This is a genomic window from Streptomyces sp. NPDC048419 (assembly GCF_043200415.1).
Taxonomy (GTDB): Bacteria; Actinomycetota; Actinomycetes; order Streptomycetales; family Streptomycetaceae; genus Streptomyces.
The window spans coordinates 722,565-739,787 of sequence record NZ_JBICXT010000001.1; the positions used below are offsets into that span (position 1 = coordinate 722,565).

14 protein-coding genes are annotated in these 17,223 nt (G+C 72.7%); 4 read left to right on the top strand and 10 right to left on the bottom strand.

Going from position 1 to position 17,223, the window contains the following annotated elements; all coding sequences use genetic code 11:
- Window positions 1-5: 5 nt before the first annotated feature.
- Window positions 6-1,229, bottom strand: a complete 1,224-nt coding sequence (locus ACGFYN_RS03130) for an arginine deiminase (protein WP_393863976.1) — start codon at window positions 1,227-1,229, stop codon at window positions 6-8.
- 131 nt (window positions 1,230-1,360) lie between these two features.
- On the opposite strand from ACGFYN_RS03130, the gene ACGFYN_RS03135 reads away from it, so the two are divergent.
- Together ACGFYN_RS03135 and ACGFYN_RS03140 are read left to right on the top strand one after the other, a co-directional pair.
- Window positions 1,361-2,398 carry an SPFH domain-containing protein gene (locus tag ACGFYN_RS03135; protein ID WP_393863977.1) on the top strand — a complete coding sequence of 346 codons (1,038 nt, stop codon included), beginning with the start codon at window positions 1,361-1,363 and terminating at the stop codon, window positions 2,396-2,398.
- A complete protein-coding gene (locus ACGFYN_RS03140) occupies window positions 2,395-3,288 on the top strand; it encodes a hypothetical protein (protein ID WP_393863978.1) in 894 nt (297 codons plus the stop codon). Before ACGFYN_RS03135 ends, ACGFYN_RS03140 begins: the two co-directional genes overlap by 4 nt.
- On the opposite strand, the gene ACGFYN_RS03145 is transcribed toward ACGFYN_RS03140, so the two are convergent.
- The 5 genes from ACGFYN_RS03145 to ACGFYN_RS03165 form a co-directional block, all read right to left on the bottom strand.
- Window positions 3,268-4,536, bottom strand: coding sequence for an MFS transporter (locus ACGFYN_RS03145; RefSeq protein WP_393863979.1), 1,269 nt, complete (start codon window positions 4,534-4,536; stop codon window positions 3,268-3,270). The genes ACGFYN_RS03140 and ACGFYN_RS03145 overlap by 21 nt on opposite strands.
- Window positions 4,537-4,538: 2 nt before the next feature.
- Window positions 4,539-6,653, bottom strand: a complete 2,115-nt coding sequence (locus ACGFYN_RS03150) for a RiPP maturation radical SAM C-methyltransferase (protein ID WP_393863980.1) — start codon at window positions 6,651-6,653, stop codon at window positions 4,539-4,541.
- A gap of 217 nt (window positions 6,654-6,870) precedes the next feature.
- Complete coding sequence (locus tag ACGFYN_RS03155) at window positions 6,871-9,417, bottom strand: polynucleotide kinase-phosphatase (protein WP_393863981.1); 2,547 nt, start codon at window positions 9,415-9,417, stop codon at window positions 6,871-6,873.
- Window positions 9,414-10,976: a 3' terminal RNA ribose 2'-O-methyltransferase Hen1 gene (locus ACGFYN_RS03160; protein WP_393863982.1), complete on the bottom strand. Its 1,563-nt coding sequence runs from the start codon at window positions 10,974-10,976 to the stop codon at window positions 9,414-9,416. Before ACGFYN_RS03160 ends, ACGFYN_RS03155 begins: the two co-directional genes overlap by 4 nt.
- Before the next feature lie 164 nt (window positions 10,977-11,140).
- Window positions 11,141-12,064, bottom strand: coding sequence for an LLM class F420-dependent oxidoreductase (locus ACGFYN_RS03165; RefSeq protein ID WP_393863983.1), 924 nt, complete (start codon window positions 12,062-12,064; stop codon window positions 11,141-11,143).
- Between the two features lie 237 nt (window positions 12,065-12,301).
- Here ACGFYN_RS03165 and ACGFYN_RS03170 point away from each other — a divergent pair, with 237 nt between their 5' ends.
- Complete coding sequence (locus tag ACGFYN_RS03170; RefSeq protein ID WP_393863984.1) at window positions 12,302-12,466, top strand: hypothetical protein; 165 nt, start codon at window positions 12,302-12,304, stop codon at window positions 12,464-12,466.
- Window positions 12,467-12,526: 60 nt separating this feature from the next.
- On the opposite strand, the gene ACGFYN_RS03175 is transcribed toward ACGFYN_RS03170, so the two are convergent.
- The 4 genes from ACGFYN_RS03175 to ACGFYN_RS03190 form a co-directional block, all read right to left on the bottom strand.
- Window positions 12,527-12,997 (bottom strand): DUF6099 family protein, encoded by a 471-nt coding sequence (locus ACGFYN_RS03175; RefSeq protein ID WP_393863985.1) that lies wholly within the window; start codon window positions 12,995-12,997, stop codon window positions 12,527-12,529.
- A gap of 188 nt (window positions 12,998-13,185) precedes the next feature.
- On the bottom strand, window positions 13,186-13,545 hold the full coding sequence (locus ACGFYN_RS03180; RefSeq protein WP_393863986.1) for a nucleotide pyrophosphohydrolase: 360 nt from the start codon (window positions 13,543-13,545) through the stop codon (window positions 13,186-13,188).
- Window positions 13,542-14,765 (bottom strand): AAA family ATPase, encoded by a 1,224-nt coding sequence (locus ACGFYN_RS03185; protein ID WP_393863987.1) that lies wholly within the window; start codon window positions 14,763-14,765, stop codon window positions 13,542-13,544. Before ACGFYN_RS03185 ends, ACGFYN_RS03180 begins: the two co-directional genes overlap by 4 nt.
- 75 nt (window positions 14,766-14,840) lie before the next feature.
- Complete coding sequence (locus ACGFYN_RS03190) at window positions 14,841-15,230, bottom strand: cell division protein SepF (RefSeq protein ID WP_393864149.1); 390 nt, start codon at window positions 15,228-15,230, stop codon at window positions 14,841-14,843.
- 258 nt (window positions 15,231-15,488) lie between these two features.
- Between ACGFYN_RS03190 and ACGFYN_RS03195 the strand changes: the two genes are divergently transcribed.
- Window positions 15,489-17,219 carry a hypothetical protein gene (locus ACGFYN_RS03195; protein WP_393863988.1) on the top strand — a complete coding sequence of 577 codons (1,731 nt, stop codon included), beginning with the start codon at window positions 15,489-15,491 and terminating at the stop codon, window positions 17,217-17,219.
- Window positions 17,220-17,223: the final 4 nt, after the last annotated feature.

Sequence of the window (17,223 nt, forward strand, 5' to 3'; positions counted from 1 at the left end):
CATGTCTATACAGCCTCGCGTTCGACCGGACAGCTCATGCAGCGCGGACCGCCCCTGCCCCGGCCCAGTTCGCTGCCGGGGATCTCGATGACCTCGATGCCCTGCTTGCGCAGATGGGTGTTGGTGGTGGAGTTGCGCTCGTAGGCGACGACGACGCCCGGCTCGACGGCCAGCACGTTGCAGCCGTCGTCCCACTGCTCGCGCTCGGCCGCGTGCACGTCCTGCGTCGCGGTCAGCACCCGGATCTCGCTCAGCCCGAGGGCGGCGGCGATCGCGCGGTGCATGTGCTCCGGCGGATGGTCGGTGACCTTGAGCTCCTTCTCGGCCGCTCCCGGTTCGATGGTGTACGAGCGCAGCATGCCGAGGCCCGCGTACTGGGTGAAGGTGTCGCCGTCGACCATCGTCATCACGGTGTCGAGGTGCATGAAGGCCCGCCGCTTCGGCATGTCGAGAGCCACGATCGTCTGCGCGGAGCCCGCGTCGAACAGCTTGTGCGCCAGCATCTCCACCGCCTGCGGGGTCGTCCGCTCGCTCATGCCGATCAGGACGGCGCCGTTACCGATGACCAGCACGTCCCCGCCCTCGATGGTGGAGGGATAGTCGGCCTGCCCCTCGGACCAGACGCGGAACGTCTCGGCGCGGAACAGCGGGTGGTGGCGGTAGATCGCCTCGAAGTGGACCGTCTCGCGCTGCCGGGCCGGCCAGCGCATGGCGTTGACGCAGACGCCGTCGTAGATCCAGGCGGAGGTGTCGCGGGTGAAGAGGTGGTTGGGGAGCGGGGCGAGGAGGAAGTCGTCGAGGTCCATGACGTGGAAGCGCACGGAGGTCGGCTCCGGGTGCGCCTCCAGGAACTCGCGCTTGGTCATGCCGCCGACGAGCGCCTCGGCGAGCTCCGGCGCGGGGAGGTTCTCGAAGGCGGCCCTGAGGTGGTCGGTGGCGAGGACGCCGTACTCCTTCTCGTCGAAGACCCGGTCCAGGACGAGGGTGCGGGCCGCCGGGATCTCCAGGGCCTCGGTGAGCAGGTCGCCGAAGAGGTGGACGGCGACGCCGCGGTCGCGCAGGACGTCCGCGAATCCGTCGTGTTCGGCGCGCGCCCGGCGCACCCAGAGCACGTCGTCGAAGAGCAGGGCGTCCTTGTTGCTGGGCGTGAGCCTTTTGAGCTCGAGATCCGGCCGGTGGAGTATGACGCGGCGCAGCCGCCCGGCCTCGGAGTCGACATGGAATGCCATGCCTCCATCCTGACCATCGGCGGGCGTCTTGACCCGCAGCTGTGCGGTTTCTGCGACGTCTTGTTTTCGTCCCCTTGACGATAAACGACTGCTCCGCTTATCGTCCAAGAGACGAAAAAGAGGGGGATCCGATGGCCGACATCACCCGGCGCCTGGGCTGGCGCCACCTGCGCGGGGCGCCGACGGCGCACATCCGGCATCACCGCGACGGGCACCTGCTGCACGACGGGCCGGGGCTCAGCTTCTGGTTCCGCGCGCTGACCGCGGCGCTGTCGGAAGTACCGGTCGACGACCGGGAGTTGGCGATGACCTTCCATGCCCGTACGTCCGACTTCCAGGACGTGGCGGTGCAGGCGACGGTGACCTACCGGATCAGCGACCCGGCGCTCGCCGCCGCCCGGCTGGACTTCTCCGTCGACCCCGACACGGGCGTGTGGCGGGGTGCGCCGCTGGAGCAGCTGGGCACGCTGCTGACCGAGACGGCGCAGCAGCACGCGCTGGACGTGCTGGCCCGGACGCCGCTGTCGTCGGCGCTGGTCGACGGCGTCGCGGCGGTGCGGGAGCGGGTCGCGGCGGGGCTCGGCGCGGAGCCGCGGCTGCCCGCGACCGGCATCGAGGTGGTCGCCGTGCGCGTGGTCGCGCTGCGGCCCGAACCCGAGGTGGAGCGCGCTCTGCGCACCCCGGCCCGTGAGCAGATCCAGCAGGAGGCCGACCGGGCGACCTACGAGCGCCGGGCGGTGGCCGTCGAGCGGGAGCGGACCATCGCCGAGAACGAACTGGCCAGCCAGATCGAACTCGCCCGCCGCGAGGAGCAGTTGGTCGAGCAGCGCGGCACCAACAGCCGCCGCGAGGCCGAGGAGCACGCGGCGGCGGACGCGGTGCGGGCCGACGCGGAGGCGGCGCGGACGGTGCGGCTGGCGGAGGCGGAGGCCACCAAGGCCGTACGGCTCGCCCGCGCGGAGGCCGAGGGCGCACGCGAGGTGGGCGAGGCACGGGCCCAGGCGCAGGCGGCCTGGCTGCGGGCGCACGCCGAGGTGGACGTGACGACCCTGCACGCCCTCACCGGGACCCGGCTGGCGGAGAACCTGCCGCACATCGACAGCGTGACCATCTCGCCGGACGTGTTGACGGGGCTGCTCTCCCGGCTCGGCAGCGGTGAGCCGGCGTGAGCCTCGCGCCACGTGCCGTCCTGGTCCACCGCACCACGGAGTACGAGGAGCTGGTGGCCCACCACGGCACCCACGGACAGGCCGCCTTCTTCCTCTCCAGCAGGGGCCGGGACATCGAGGAGGTCGCGGACCGCCACCGCCGCACCCGCCGCGCGCTGGCGGAGGTGACGGCCGCGATCCCGCTGACCTGGCGTCAGGCGACGGTGGAGCGCGCCGACCTGGACCGCTTCCTGTTCGCGCCCGAGGACGTCGTGGTCGTGGTGGGGCAGGACGGACTGGTGGCGAACGTCGCCAAGTACCTGGCCGGGCAGCCGGTGATCGGCATCGACACCGACCCCGGCCGCAACCCCGGTGTGCTGGTACGGCACCGCCCCGCGGACGCGCCCACGCTGCTGCCCGCGGCGCTCGCCACCGGCGCGGACGAACTCACCATGGTCGAGGCCGTCGCCGACGACACCCAGCGGCTGGTGGCCCTCAACGAGATCTACCTCGGCGCCGTCGGACATCAGACGGCCAGATACCGCCTGGGCCTCGAGGACGACGGGGGTGCCGTCGAGGCCCAGGCATCCTCCGGGGTGCTGGTGGGGACCGGGACCGGGGCGACCGGCTGGATCCGGTCGGTGTGGCAGGAGCGGGGCGGCGCCCTGCCCCTGCCGGGCCCCACCGAGAGCCGTCTGCTCTGGTTCGTGCGGGAGGCGTGGCCGTCCCCGGCGACCGGTACGTCGCTGGTCGCGGGCGAGCTCACCGCGTCCGGTGGGCTGCGCGTCACCGTCGAGTCGGAGCGGCTCGTCGCCTTCGGGGACGGCATGGAGACGGACGCGCTGCACCTGACGTGGGGGCAGTCGGTGCGCGTCGGTGTGGCGGCGGCGTCACTGCGCCTGGTCGGCTAGCGCGGCCTTCTTCTCCCGGTGCTCCTCGCGCACCGGCGCCCACAGCGTCGCCCCCGACACCAGCGCGACCGCCGCCGACGCCACCAGCACCGGTGCGCTGCCCAGCGCCGCCGCCAGCGCCCCGCCGCCCAGGGCCCCGACCGGCACCGTCACCAGGAGCACCGCCTGGGTGACGCCGGCGACGCGGCCCTGGAGCCCGGGCGGCGCGGTCAGCTGCTGAAGCGTGGTCATCGAGATCGACCAGACGGTGACGGCGAGGCCGTAGCCGAGCTGGTACGCGAGCAGGAGCGGGAAGGGCGCGCCCAGGGCCGCCGCCGGGACCAGGAACATCGCGGCGCCCGCGAGCAGCCCGCAGATCCTGGTCGCCCGCCAGACCCCGGCGCGCTCGCCGAACCGCTTGGACACCATGATCCCGAGAACCGTGGCCCCGCTGAAGACGGCGTACGTCGCCCCCAACTGCCAGGGTGACAGGCCGAGTTCCCGGGTCGCGTACAGCACGTAGAGGGCGGCCGCCGCACCGCTGCCGAGGTTGAGGCCGGCGCCCGCCGCCGTCATCCGGCACAGACGCCGTTCCCGGCGGACGACGTCGAGGCCCGCCCGCAGCGCGGCGGCCGGCGAGGGGCGGCCGGCATCCCCGGGTGCGGCGGGGCTGTCCAGGGCCGCCGGCAGGGCGAACAGCACCAGCGCCTCCACGGCGTACGCGGCGCAGCCCGCCGTCAGCGCCGGGCCGGTGCCCACGAGGCCGACGAGGACGCCGCCCACGGCGGGGCCCCCGATCTGGCCGACGGTACGGGCGCCGGTCAGCACGGAGTTCGCGGCGAGCAGGCGGGCCGCGCCGACGACCCGGGGCAGCGCGGCCTGGAGGCTGACGGACAGGGTGAAGGTCAGGGTTCCGGAGACGGCGGCGACCGCGTAGAGGTGCGGCCAGGTGAGCTGTCCCGCCGTGCGGGCGAGCGGGACGGAGCCGACGACCACGGCCTGCAAGGCGGTGGCGAGCACGAGCAGACGGCGCAGCCGCACCCGGTCGGCCAGCACTCCGGCGAACGGGCTGAGCACGGCTCCCGGCAGATACGTCAGCGCCAGGATCACGGACGCGTCGAAGGGCCCCGCGCGCAGATCGGTCACGGCCAGCAGGGTGAGGGCGAGCGCGGTGATCTGGCGGCCCACGGAGCCGGCCGTCTGCTCCGCGCAGAGCAGGACGAAGGGGCGGTGGCGCCGCAGGGGGCGACCGTCCGGCGGGACGGTCACCGTCAGATGCCCGTGCAGGGCACGGGCCAGCGTCCTATCCGCGGTGGCAGGACCACCGCCCGGCCGTCGTCACCGACCAGCGCCAGCCCCTCGCCCGCCAGCAGGGCGACGGCCTCGCGCTGGACGTCGGTCAACTCCCGTATCGGGGTGGGTCTTTGCAGCAGGTCGAAGGTCGCGAGCAGGTCGGGGTCGTCGAGCGTGTAGCGGGCCGCCGCCCCCTTGTCCCTGCGGTCCATGACGGTGACGAAGCCGGGACCGCGCCGGTGGTAGAACATCCCGTACTCATACCCGGGCCCGTCCACCCGCACCGGCACCCGCCAGGTGGGCAGGGAGACGTAGGTCCGCCCGTCGCGGAAGAGCAGCCCGAGCGCGAGGGCCTTCCGGAGCCACTCGGACAACTCCGCCTCGGCCGGCATCCGGTGGCCGTCCTCGGTCAGCAGGCGGTGCAGGGCGGCCGCGCTCCGACCGTCCTCCAGCCTGCGCAGGGCGGCCTTCTGCCACCCCGTGAACCGGTGCGCGCGCCGCGGCCAGCCGTGGCGGTGGTCGTGGACGAGCAGGGCGTCGCCGTCCTCGGCGAAGGTCAGCCGGGAGCCGGGGTGCCCCAGCAGCCAGCGTTCGACGCCCTCCCTGAGCCGGGCCTCCACCGCTCCCCCGATGCCCGCGTCCTCCGTGTCGAACAGGTAGACCAGATCGGCCAGTTCGGCCGCGGGCAGGTCGTAGACGTGCTGGTACATCTCGGCGGGGCGGCGCTTGGCGAAGCCGAGACCGGGGTCGTCGAAGTGAGGGCTGAAGCGCTCCAGCTGGATACGGTGGGCGCCGCCCGGGGGCTGCAGGTGGACCAGGGCCGGGAGCTGGTCGACGACGGGGGCGTAGTCGTCGGCGGTCTCGCCCGGGAAGCCGTAGAGGAGGTTCCAGGAGCAGGTCAGGGAGTGGTTCTCGCACTCGCGCAGCGTGCGGATGTTGCGGGCGCCGGTGACGCCCTTGTCCATCAGGTCCAGGACCCTGCTGCCGAGGCTCTCGATGCCGGGCTGGATGTGCACGGCACCCGCCTCGGCGAGCAGCGCCAACTGGGCGGGCGTGAGGTTGGACTTGACCTCGTAGTGCATGCGCAGGTCCCAGCCGCCGGCGGCGGCGCGCGGCAGGAAGTCCCTGAAGTACGCCATGTCGATGATGTTGTCGACGGTGACGACGTCCAGGATGCGGTGCCGGCGCACCAGCCGGCCGATCTCGTCCCACAGACGCTCGCCCGGCTTGGCGCGGAAGGCCATCGCCGAGCCGTTGAGCCCGCAGAAGGTGCAGTGGTGCTTCTCGCCCCACCAGCAGCCGCGCGCGCCCTCGACGACGAGCTTGGGGTGCACGTACTCGGCGACCGGGGAGGCGTCCAGCGCCCGCTGCCACTGGTCGTAGTCGGGCGAGGGGATGTCGGCGGGCGCCACGGTGCGCCGGGACTCCTCGTTGGCGCGGGAGCTCTCGCCGTCCCACCAGCACAGGCCGGGGACGTCCGCGGGCGGTGTGCCCTCCTCGATGTGGTGCAGCAGGGCCGGGAAGGCGTACTCCCCCTCGCCGCGCACCACATGGTCGACGAAGGGATGGTTGCGGTGCAGGGCGTGGCCCATCGGGCCGTCGCAGTTGCTGCCGCCGAAAACGACCCTCAACTGCGGTCGCCGGGACTTGAGTTCGCGGGCCAGCGCGAGCGAGGAGACGTTCTGCATGAACGTGGTGGTGAAGCCGACGACGTCGGGCTCGTCCGCGAGCACGGCCTGTGTGCAGTCGGCGATGAACTCGGCGGCGTACGACCGCATTTCACGCGCCGTGCCGACGGTGAGCGAGTGCCGCTCGGCGTAGTCCCGCAGCCGCTCGCTCCCCCAGACCGGGTCGTCGTACAGCGCGCCGGAGAAGACCCAGTCGCCCAGACCGTGGAAGATCGAGTCGCTGCCGACCCGTACGTAGTCGCCGGGCCGCAGCCGGCCGCCGGAGCGCCCCAGCATGAACTCCGCCCAGCGCAGGGAGCCGTGGAACTCGCGCACCTCGTCGTGCGGGCGGGTGCGCGAGAGCAGGGTGTGCAACAGGCCCACCTGGAGCGACGGCAGATCGATCGGATGCCAGGGCATCGTCACGAGCTGGACGCGCAGGCCGCGCCGCCCGGTCAGCGGGTCGGCCGTTTCTCCACGATGCGCGGCTGCCGGTTGGTCTTCTCTTCCTCGCGGACGACGACCTTCTTGATCTCCACGCCTGCCCCCGCCCTTCTCGAACTCCCCTGATTCGTACGGGTGTTCAAGTTAGGCGGGGGGCGTGAGAGGCACAAGCGGTACGTGAGCACGGCTCACGAATGGCTCAAAGCCGCGGGTCCACCGGCTCCGACTCCAGCGCCAGCACCCCGAACACGGCCTCGTGCACCCGCCACAGCGGCTCGCCCTCCGCCAGCCGGTCCAGGGCCTCCAGGCCGAGGGCGTACTCGCGGGTCGCCAGCGACCGCTTGTGGTTGAGGAACCGGGTGCGCAGCCGGGTCAGGTTGTCGGTTCGCGTGTACTCCGGACCGTAGATGATCCGCAGGTACTCGCGGCCCCGGCACTTGATGCCCGGCTGCACGAGCCGCCCCTCGGTGCTGCGCACCAGCGCGCCCACCGGCTTGACGACCATGCCCTCGCCGCCGCGGCCGGTCATCTCCAGCCACCAGTCGACGCCGGCCTGCACCGACTCCGGGTCGCCGGTGTCGACGTAGAGCCGCCGGGTGGTCTGCAGCAGCCCGCTGGTGTCGTGCTCCACCAGCCGGTCGAGCAGGGCCAGTTGCCCGTCGTGCGGCAGCCCGGTGAGGCTGCGGCCCTGGACGGCGAGGATCTGGAACGGCGCCAGGCGCACGCCGTCCAGGCCCTCGGTCGTCCAGCAGTATCGGCGGTAGGCGTCCGTGAACGCGGCCGCGTTCGCCGCGCGTTCACGCTGGCGGGCCAGCAGGTCCGTCACCTCGACGCCCCGCGCCGCGGCACCCTGAAGCGCGGCGAGCACGCCCGGGAACACCGCGCCGGAGGCGGCGCCGACGGCCGCGTACTGCGACCGCAGCAGCCCGGACGCCTTCAGCGACCACGGCATCAGCTCGGCGTCCAGCAGGAGCCAGTCCGTGTCGAGTTCGTCCCACAGGCCCGCCTCGCCGACCGCCGTGCGGACCCGGCCGAGGATCTCCTCCGTCACCGCCTCGTCGTCGAAGAACGGCCGTCCGGTACGGGTGTAGAGGGACCCGGTGGGGCCGTCGACGCCGAACCGCCTGCGCGCGGCCTCGGCGTCCCGGCACACCAGTGCCACCGCCCGCGAGCCCATGTGCTTCTCCTCGCACACGACCCGCGCGACGCCGTCCTGGGCGTACTGCGCGAACGCCTCCACCGGGTGCTCCAGATAGCCGTCCGCCTTCGAGGTGGCCGTCGGGGCCATGGTCGGCGGCAGGTACGGCAGCAGGCGCGGGTCGACCGCGAAGCGGCTCATGACCTCCAGGGCCGCGGCCGCGTTCTCCTCGCGGACCGCGACGCGGCCCTGGTGCCGGGTCTCCACGACCCGGCGGCCGTGCACGTCGTTCAGGTCGAGCGGCCGGCCGTCGTTGCCGCCGGGCGCCTCGGTGCGCAGCGGACGCGCCGGCTCGTACCAGACCTGCTCGGCCGGTACGTCGACCAGCTCGCGCTCCGGCCAGCGCAGCGCGGTCAGCTTGCCGCCGAAGACGGCGCCGGTGTCCAGGCAGATGGTGTTGTTGAGCCAGGTGGCCTCGGGGACGGGCGTGTGGCCGTAGACTACCGCGGCCCGGCCGCGGTAGTCCTCCGCCCACGGGTAGCGCACCGGCAGCCCGAACTCGTCGGTCTCGCCGGTGGTGTCGCCGTACAGCGCGTGCGAGCGGACCCGGCCGGAGGTGCGGCCGTGGTACTTCTCCGGCAGCCCGGCGTGGCAGACCACCAGCCGGCCGCCGTCCAGGACGTAGTGGCTGACGAGCCCGTCGATGAACTCCCGTACCTCCCGGGTGAACTCCTCGCTCTCGCCGTCCATCTGCGCGATGGTCTCGGCGAGTCCGTGGGTGTGCTGGACGTTGCGGCCCTTGAGATACCGGCCGTACTTGTTCTCGTGGTTGCCGGGCACGCACAGCGCGTTGCCCGACTTCACCATCGACATCACGCGGCGCAGGACGCCCGGGCTGTCGGGGCCGCGGTCGACGAGGTCGCCGACGAAGACGGCGGTACGGCCGTCCGGGTGGACGCCGTCGGTGTAGCCCAACTTGCCGAGCAGAGTCTCCAGTTCGAAGGCGCAGCCGTGGATGTCGCCGACGATGTCGAACGGGCCGGTGAGGTGCGTCAGGTCGTTGAAGCGCTTCTCGGTGACGACCGTGGCGCTCTCGACGTCCTCCACGCCCCGCAGGACATGCACCTTGCGGAAGCCCTCGCGCTCCAGGTGCCGTACGGAGCGGCGCAGTTCGCGGATGTGGCGCTGGATGACCCGGCGCGGCATGTCGGCGCGGTCGGTGCGGCCCGCGTTGCGCTCGGCGCACACCTCCTCCGGGACGTCCAGGACGATGGCGATGGGCAGCACGTCGTACTGCCTGGCCAGCTCGATCAGTTGCCGGCGGGCGTCCGACTGCACGCTGGTGGCGTCGACGACCGTACGGCGGCCGGCGGCCAGGCGCTTGCCCGCGATGTAGTGCAGGACGTCGAAGGCGTCCCTGGTCGCGCTCTGGTCGTTCTCGTCGTCGGAGACCAGGCCGCGGCAGAAGTCGGAGGAGATCACCTCGGTCGGCCTGAAGTGCCGGTGGGCGAAGGTCGACTTGCCGGAGCCGGAGGCGCCGACGAGCACGACGAGGGAGAGGTCGGTGACGGGGAGGGCCCGTCCCTTGCGCTCTGCTGCTTCGGTCATGCCGCCTTCGCCTCCTTCTCGCTCTTGCCGGACTTCTCGCTCTTGCCGGACTTCTCGGTCTCGCCGGACTTCTCGCTCTTGCCGGTTTGCTCACTGTTGCCGGACTTCTCGGTCTGCTCGGTCCTCATCCGGAACACGGCCATCTGGGTGGGCGGGCCGACCTCCGGGTCGTCCGGCCCGACGGGTACGAACTCCACGCCGTAGCCGTGCCGTTCGGCCACCGCCTCCGCCCATGTGCGGAACTCCTCGCGGGTCCACTCGAAGCGGTGGTCGCCGTGCCGGACGTGGCCGGCCGGGAGGGACTCCCAGCGGACGTTGTACTCCACGTTCGGGGTGGTCACCAGGACCGTGCGCGGACGGGCCGCGCCGAACACCGCGTACTCCAGGGCGGGCAGCCGCGGCAGGTCGAGGTGCTCGATCACCTCGCTGAGCACGGCGGCGTCGTAGCCCTTGAGGCGGTTGTCGGTGTAGGCGAGCGAGCCCTGGAAGAGCCTGACGCGCGAGGCCTGGCGCTCGCCCATGCGGTCCAGCTTCAGCCGCCGGGAGGCGATGGTCAGCGCGCGCATCGACACGTCGACCCCGACGACCTCGGTGAACCGCGGTTCCTTGAGCAGGGCCTGCACCAACTGGCCCTGTCCGCAGCCGAGATCGAGCACCCGGGCCGCGCCGGACCCGCGCAGGGACTCGATGATCGCGTCCCGCCGCTGCACGGCGAGCGGGGCCGGCTTCTCCTCGTCCTCGGTCTCGGCGCCGACCGCGTTGTCGAGCTCCTCGACCTCGCTGTCGTCGGCCTCCGCGAGCCGCACCAGCTCGAGGCGCTCCATCGCCTGCCGGGTCAGCGACCAGCGGCGCGAGAGATAGCGGCTGGTGATCAGCTTCTGCTCCGGGTGCACAGGGAGCCAGCCCTCGCCGGCGCGCAGCAGCTTGTCGACCTCGTCGGGCGCGACCCAGTAGTGCTTGGCGTCGTCGAGGACGGGGAGCAGCACATAGAGGTGCCGCAGCGCCTCGGCCAGGGTCAGCGCCTCCGATTCGAGGACCAGGCGCACGTACCGTGAGTCGCCCCACTCCGGGAACTCGCTGTCCAGGGCCACCGGTTCGACGGCCACCGTCCAGCCCAGCGGCTCGAACAGCCGCCGTACGAGCTCCAGGCCGCCGCGGGCGGGCAGCGCGGGCACCTCGATGCGGAGCGGGCGCGGCTGCGCCGGCAGCTCGGGCCTGGCGTGGCAGGTGCCCTTGATCGCACTGGAGAACACGCTGCTCAGCGCCACGGCGAGCAGCGAGGAGGCCGCGTACGGGCGGTCGTTGACGTACTGCGCGAGTGCCGCGTCGGGCGCGCCGCCGCGTCCCTTGCCCTTCCCCCGCTTCACCAGCGCCACCGCGTCGACCTCCAGCAGCAGCGCCGCCGTGCAGCGCTGATCCTCCGCCTCGGGGTAGACGACGTGCGCCGTCCCGTAGGAGGTGGAGAACGCCTGCGCCTTGTCGGGATGCTTGTGGAGCAGGTACCCGAGGTCGGTGGCGGGGCGTTCCGGCGTACCGGTGGTGGTGATGGTCAGGAACATGGGCAGGGCCTCTCCGGCCGGTGGACGGTTTTCCGTGGCCGTGCGCGCGAAAGCCCCCAGGGGTGGTGATCCTGGGGGCTCGGCAGGACGACCGTCCCACCTTCGCACACGGCTGCCGACCGGCGCCTTTGTATATTCCTACGGCACTCCTGCGACCGGCACTCCTACGACAGCTGCGACTGCACGTGGGAGGAGATCTGCTCCAGGTGGTCCAGGTCGGAGAGGTCCAGGATCTGGAGGTAGATGCGCCGGGAGCCGATCTCCGCGTAGCGGCCGATCTTGTCGACGACCTCGGACGGCGTGCCCGCGAGGCCGTTGGCCTTCAGCTCGCCGACCTCGCGGCCGATCGCGGCGGCACGGCGGGCGACCTCCTGGTCGTCCTTGCCGACGCAGACGACCAGGGCGTTGGAGAGGACGAGGTCGTCCTGGCCCCGGCCGGCCTCCACGGCGGCGGCGCGGACGCGGGCGAACTGGCGCTCGCTGTCCTCGACGCCGGCGAAAGGCATGTTGAACTCGTCGGCGAACCGGGCCGCGAGGCGCGGAGTGCGGGTCGCGCCGTGGCCGCCGATCAGCACCGGGATCCGGTCCTGGGCGGGCTTGGGCAGCGCGGGCGAGTCCGTGAGGTCGTAGAAGGTGCCGTGGAAGTCGAAGGTCTCGCCGAGCTTCGTCCGCCACAGGCCCGTGACAATCTCGAGCTGCTCCTCCAGGCGGCCGATCTTCTCCTTCGGGAAGGGGATGCCGTACGCCTTGTGCTCCTCCTCGAACCAACCCGCGCCCAGGCCGAGTTCGACGCGGCCGCCGGACATCCGGTCGACCTGCGCGACCTGGATGGCGAGCACGCCTGGCAGGCGGAAGGTGCCGGCCGTCATCAGCGTGCCGAGGCGGATGCGCCGGGTCTCGCGGGCCAGGCCGGCGAGCGTGATCCAGGCGTCGGTGGGGCCGGGCAGACCGTCCCCGGAACCCATGCGCAGATAGTGGTCGGAACGGAAGAAGGCGTCGAACCCGAGGTCCTCGGTGGCCTTCGCCACGGTGAGAAGCGTGTCGTAGGAGGCCCCCTGCTGGGGCTCGGTGAAGATGCGAAGATCCATACGACCATCCTGCACGCCCCGGGGCCGGCCGGCCTCACCGGCGTCCTGCCGGGCCTCCGTCCCCGGTCGGGTGAAATCCGTCAACGCCGTGCGCGGGGCACGCACGCGCCAGTGACCGGGCCTTATGGCGATCGTTGGGCGTGCGGAGCCGGACCGCCCGGCGCCCGCACCGGCCGGTCTTCGCCGGTGTGTCACCCGCATGGGCCTCGCCCGGGGCCCGGGGTCGAGGAGGCCGTCATGTCCGAAGAGTCCGTTCCGCAGCAGGGCGAGGGCACCGGCCGGCCCAAGGGACTGCTGCAGCAGATGGAGGAGCTGATGGCGGCGCTGAACGCGGACCTGTCGGCACTGGACGCGGATCTGCAGTCGGCGGGGCGGGGTACGGAGGAAGGGGAGACCGGCTGACACCGGCCGCTCCCGGCCCGGGCCCGCCTTTCGTTCCGGCTCAGCCCGGCGCCAGGCCCCCTAGCCCGCCTCCTTCTCCGGTAACACCTCCTCCCGGTCCGCCAGCCTGCGCAGCATCTCCCGCACCCGGTCCCTGGACTCGTCCGCCGCGTCGATGGCCTCCATGCACTGCCAGTAGGTGCTCTCGTCGTCCGCGGCGCAGGCGACGCCCACCAGGGCGATGCTCACCTCGCCGAGCAGGCCGCCCAGGCACAGAAGCGCCTGGCGGGCGTCGCCCAGCTCGGTGAGCCGGGCCGCGCGCAGTTCCTCGATGGTGAGGCGGGGGGTGTCCAGGACGCCGCAGCCGCGGCCCGCCAGCTCGGTCAACCCCAGTGCCTCACCGCGTAGTTCGGGCGGGCCGGTCACCGCGAGGCGACTGCCTATCGCCTGTGCCAGGGCCTGTGCCTGCCACACCTCCGTCATGGTCTCCGGAGTGCCCCTGCTCGCTATCAGGGCACGTCTGCTCGTCACGATGAGCCGCACAGCGTCCATGCGCTGCCCCCGTCCGTCCCGACGCGCTGCCCACACGTCTGCCCGAACTCCGTTGTCCACTACCCAGAGTGAGGGTGTGTGGGACGAAAAGCCAGAGGAAGACGGAAATCTGCGGACAACAAATCGATATCAGGCCGGAATTTGACTCCGGAGAGTAAAAGTGGACTGAACCACTCCTCACAACCGCATTACGGCGCGGGGAATCTCCGTTCGTTGCGGTCGATCTTCGCGTCCAGCGCCGCGAGCGGATCGATGCCCAGCACCTCGCACAGCTGGAGCAAGTAGGCGAGGACGTCGGCGACTTCGTCCGTCACGCGGTGGGCGCTGTCCGGCTCGTCCATCACGTGGGCCGACTCCTCCGGCGTCAACCACTGGAAGATCTCGACCAGTTCGGACGCCTCCACGCTGAGCGCGGCGACGAGGTTCTTCGGCGTGTGGTACGGCTGCCAGTTGCGGGCGGCCGCGAAGTCGGCCAGCCTGCGCTGCAGTCCCGCCACGCCGAGGGGTTCGTGCGGGGGGCCGCCCCTGGGGCCCTGGGGATCGTTCACGGCTTCAGGTGTACCACCGTGACACCCGCCTCCCCGCCGAGCCCCACCCCCTTCCTCCCGCCGAGCCCCTCCCCCTTCCTCCCGTCCTCCCGGTCCCCCTCGGCACCGTCCGCCCCCGTGATCCACGACGCGTCGCTCACCGCGGCCACGACGCGGATGTGGCCGCGTACGCCCATCCGTCCGGCCAGCCGCAGCAGTTCCCGTCGCTGCCGCGGGTCGAGGGAGCGGTCGAAGCCGTCGGCGAGGACGGTGAGCGTCTGCATCGCCGCGGGCACCTCGCGGGCGGCGTCCACCTCCAGCACGCCCGGGCCGGTGAGCAGAACCAGGGCGAGCGCCAGATACCTCAACTCGCCGTCGCCCAGGCGCCGCAGGGCCGTACGGAAGCCGTCGCCACGGTCGAGCAGGGCCCGCACGGTGCCGTCGCCCAGCGGCTCGGCGAGCACGTCGGCCACCGGCCCCGGGCATCCGGCGCGCACCGCGTCGACGAGCAGGGCGTGCCGCCGGCCGCACTCGGCGCGGGTGCGCCACAGGACGTCGGCAAGGTTGTCGCAGCCGCCGAGGAGCCGGCCCGAGCCCACCGGCACGGGGGCCCGCATCCGGCCCGGGCGCGGATCGCAGGCGTACACGGACCGCAGGGCGACGACCATCTGCTCGGCGGCGGCCAGCACCCGGCGCTGCCCGTCGGTCTTGCCGGCCACGCGCAGGGGCAGCAGCGCGGTGCCGAGCCGGTCGTCGGGCAGCGGGGCGCGGGTGACGGGCGCGGAGCCCGCGGTGTGCCAGGCGGCCTGCACGGTGCGGCGGGAGGGGTCACGCAGGGCGGTCTCCAGCAGCACCAGCCCGCCGGCGGTCAACCGCTCGCCCACGACGCGCAGTTCGGGCTCGGCCTGCACGGCCACGTCGAGCCGGACCGGCCCCGCGGGCCCGTCGGCGGTGCAGCCGATGCGGAAGCCCCGCCGCCGCTGGGCGTCGGGCCGCGCCCGGTCCGGCACATACGCGCCCGGGTCCGGGAAGACCTCCGCCACCTCGGCACCCCCACCGAGCCGGGCGAGCGCCTCGTACGCCCGTAACGCGGTCGTCTTCCCGCGCCCGCTGCCCCCGGCGAGCACGGTGACCGGCCCGAGCCCGAAACCGGTCCCCCGGTGCCCGGCGAAGGCGGACAGCCGCAACTCGGTGAGACAGGGGCGGACGGGGCCTTGGCGGTCCGCGGATGACACGGTCATGTTCCGGACCGTAGATCCGGTTCTCGAGGTGAACCGTTACGGCGTCGGGAGCTTCCTACGATCGGGGGACCGCGGTCAGACGCCGGACATCCCGGCACCCTCCATCAGGTCGGTGACCTCGGTGTCGGCGGGGGTGAGCAGGAAGACGTTGCGGTCGACGCGGTGCATGCCGCTCGCCAGGCCGAAGACGACCCCGGTACTGAAGTCCAGGACCCGCTTGGCGACTTCGGACTCCGCGCCGGTGAGGTCGAGGAGGACGGGAACGCCTGCCATCAGGGTCTCGGCGACGTCGCGGGCGTCGGCGAAGACGTTCACCCGGAGCACCACGAAGCGGCGGCGCATCTCCGTCTCCGCCTCGGGCAGCGAGCGGTGGCCCACCGCGGACGGCCAGGCGTCGCGCCCCCGCAGCGGCACGACCTGCGCAAGGCCCGCCCACTGCTCATCGGTGACGTCGTGGCTGTTCACCGGTTCCCCCAACTCACTCGCACTCCATGCCTGTACCGGCCAATTCTTACGCCAAGTCACCCGTTCGGCCCAACAGCGACACGGTCCGCGACCACCCCAGCCCTTCCGGGAAAGCCCAACTGCCAGGCCTGGAATGACCGGTTCCTGCCCGATCGAGGCTTCTTACCGGTCTCACACCGGACTCTTCACCTCCCGCCACGCCCCGCTCACCGGGCGCGGCTAGCGTCACCTGACGTGCACTTGGCAGAAACTCAGCTGGTGGCACGCGGTCGGCGGACGCAGTCGGCGGTGTCCGCCGACCCGCAGCCGCCCGCGCAGTGGCATCGCATCCTGACCCTCCTCGCGGATGTCAGCCTCTTCATCGGCACCCGGTCCGTCTGGGTCCAGGGGGCCAGCCACCGGCTGCCCGTGGCCGCGGTGATCTCGGTCTGCTACGCCTCGATCCTGGTCTGCGGCGTGCTGACGCTGGTGGTGCGCCGGGCCCGTTCGCTGGCGCGGCTGGACCTGGCCGTCCTGGTCACCGCGGTGACGCTCGCCCTGTGCACCTGGGTCATGAACCACGGCGGCTCCGACGAGGCGATCCTGACCACCCAGGCCGCCCGGGAGATCGTCGCGGGCCACGCCGTCTACGGGCAGCCCTGGCCCTGGCTCTTCGGCCACGGCGTCGCGCTCACCCCGACCGTGACCGGCGGCTACGACTTCACCTACGGCTATCCGCCCCTGGCCCCCCTGCTCACCGCGCCCCTGCTGTGGCTGGGCCACGGCGGCGCCCCGGCGACGGCGGTGAGCACCGCCGCCCTCGTCGCCGGCACCGTCGTGCTGTGGCGGATGCTCCCCACGCCGTGGCGGTCGGCGGCCACCATGGCCTGCCTCGGCTTCGGCTTCCTGCCGACCTACGCCCGGCTCGGCTATCCGGCGATCACGGCCCTGGCCCTGCTGATCCCGGTGGTGATGTACTGGCCGCGGATCGGACGGGGCGGCCACCTGGGAGCGGCAGGTGTCGCCCGGGCCATGTGCCTGGGCGCCGCGTGCGCGACGCAGCAACTGCCTTGGTTCCTGGCGCCGTTCCTGCTGGCCGGGATCTACGCCGTGCGCCGGGGCGAGCTGGGCCGGCGCGCCGCGGCACCGGTGACCCTGCGGATCGTCGGCATCGCCGCCACCGTGTGGCTGCTGATCAACACCTACTTCATCGTGAGCGAGCCGGGCACCTGGATCACCGGCATCGCGCTGCCGCTGACCCAGGGGGCGACCCTGCACGGGCAGGGCCTCGGGGACATCTCCCTGTACTTCACGGACGGCAGCGACCGGCTCGACTGGTACGGGCACGCCAGCCTGCTGCTTGCCGCGGCCCTGCTCGCGCTGCTGGTGCTGTTCATGCGCCGTCTGGGACCCGCGGCCACCGTCCTGCCCTGGTGCGCCTTCTACCTGGCGACCCGCTCCCAGGACGGCTACTACCTGATGATGACCCCGCTGTGGCTGGCGGCCGCGGTCACCGCTCCCCCGGCGGAGTTCGCCCGCGCCTGGCAACCGCGCCCGCGTCCGCTGCGCGGCCCGCACCGCCGTACGGCGCTGATCGCGACGTGTGTGCTCCTGGTCGCCCCCGCGCTGGCGAGCGCGGCCGTGGCGGCCACCGGGACGCCGCCGCTGCGCATGCGCGTCGCGGCGGTGCGGCGCCTGTCGGCGGACGTCGTCTCGCGGCTGACGCTCCAGGTCACGAACGTGAGCGGCAGCGCCCTGACGCCGCACTTCATGGTCACGACGAACCAGGGCTCCGGCAAGTACTGGTCGCTGGTGCGGGGTCCGGCCACGGTGCCCGCCCACAGCAGCGCGCGGATGGAGATCCGCCCGGCCGCCGGGAAGTTCGTCCTGCCCACCAAGCCGAGCACCCGCCTGCGTCTGCGGGCCTTCACGGCGACGCCGCAGACGCTGTCGAGCACCTACATCCGGCTGAAGGGGCACACCGGTTCCCGTACGCACCGGGGCCGTTGACCCG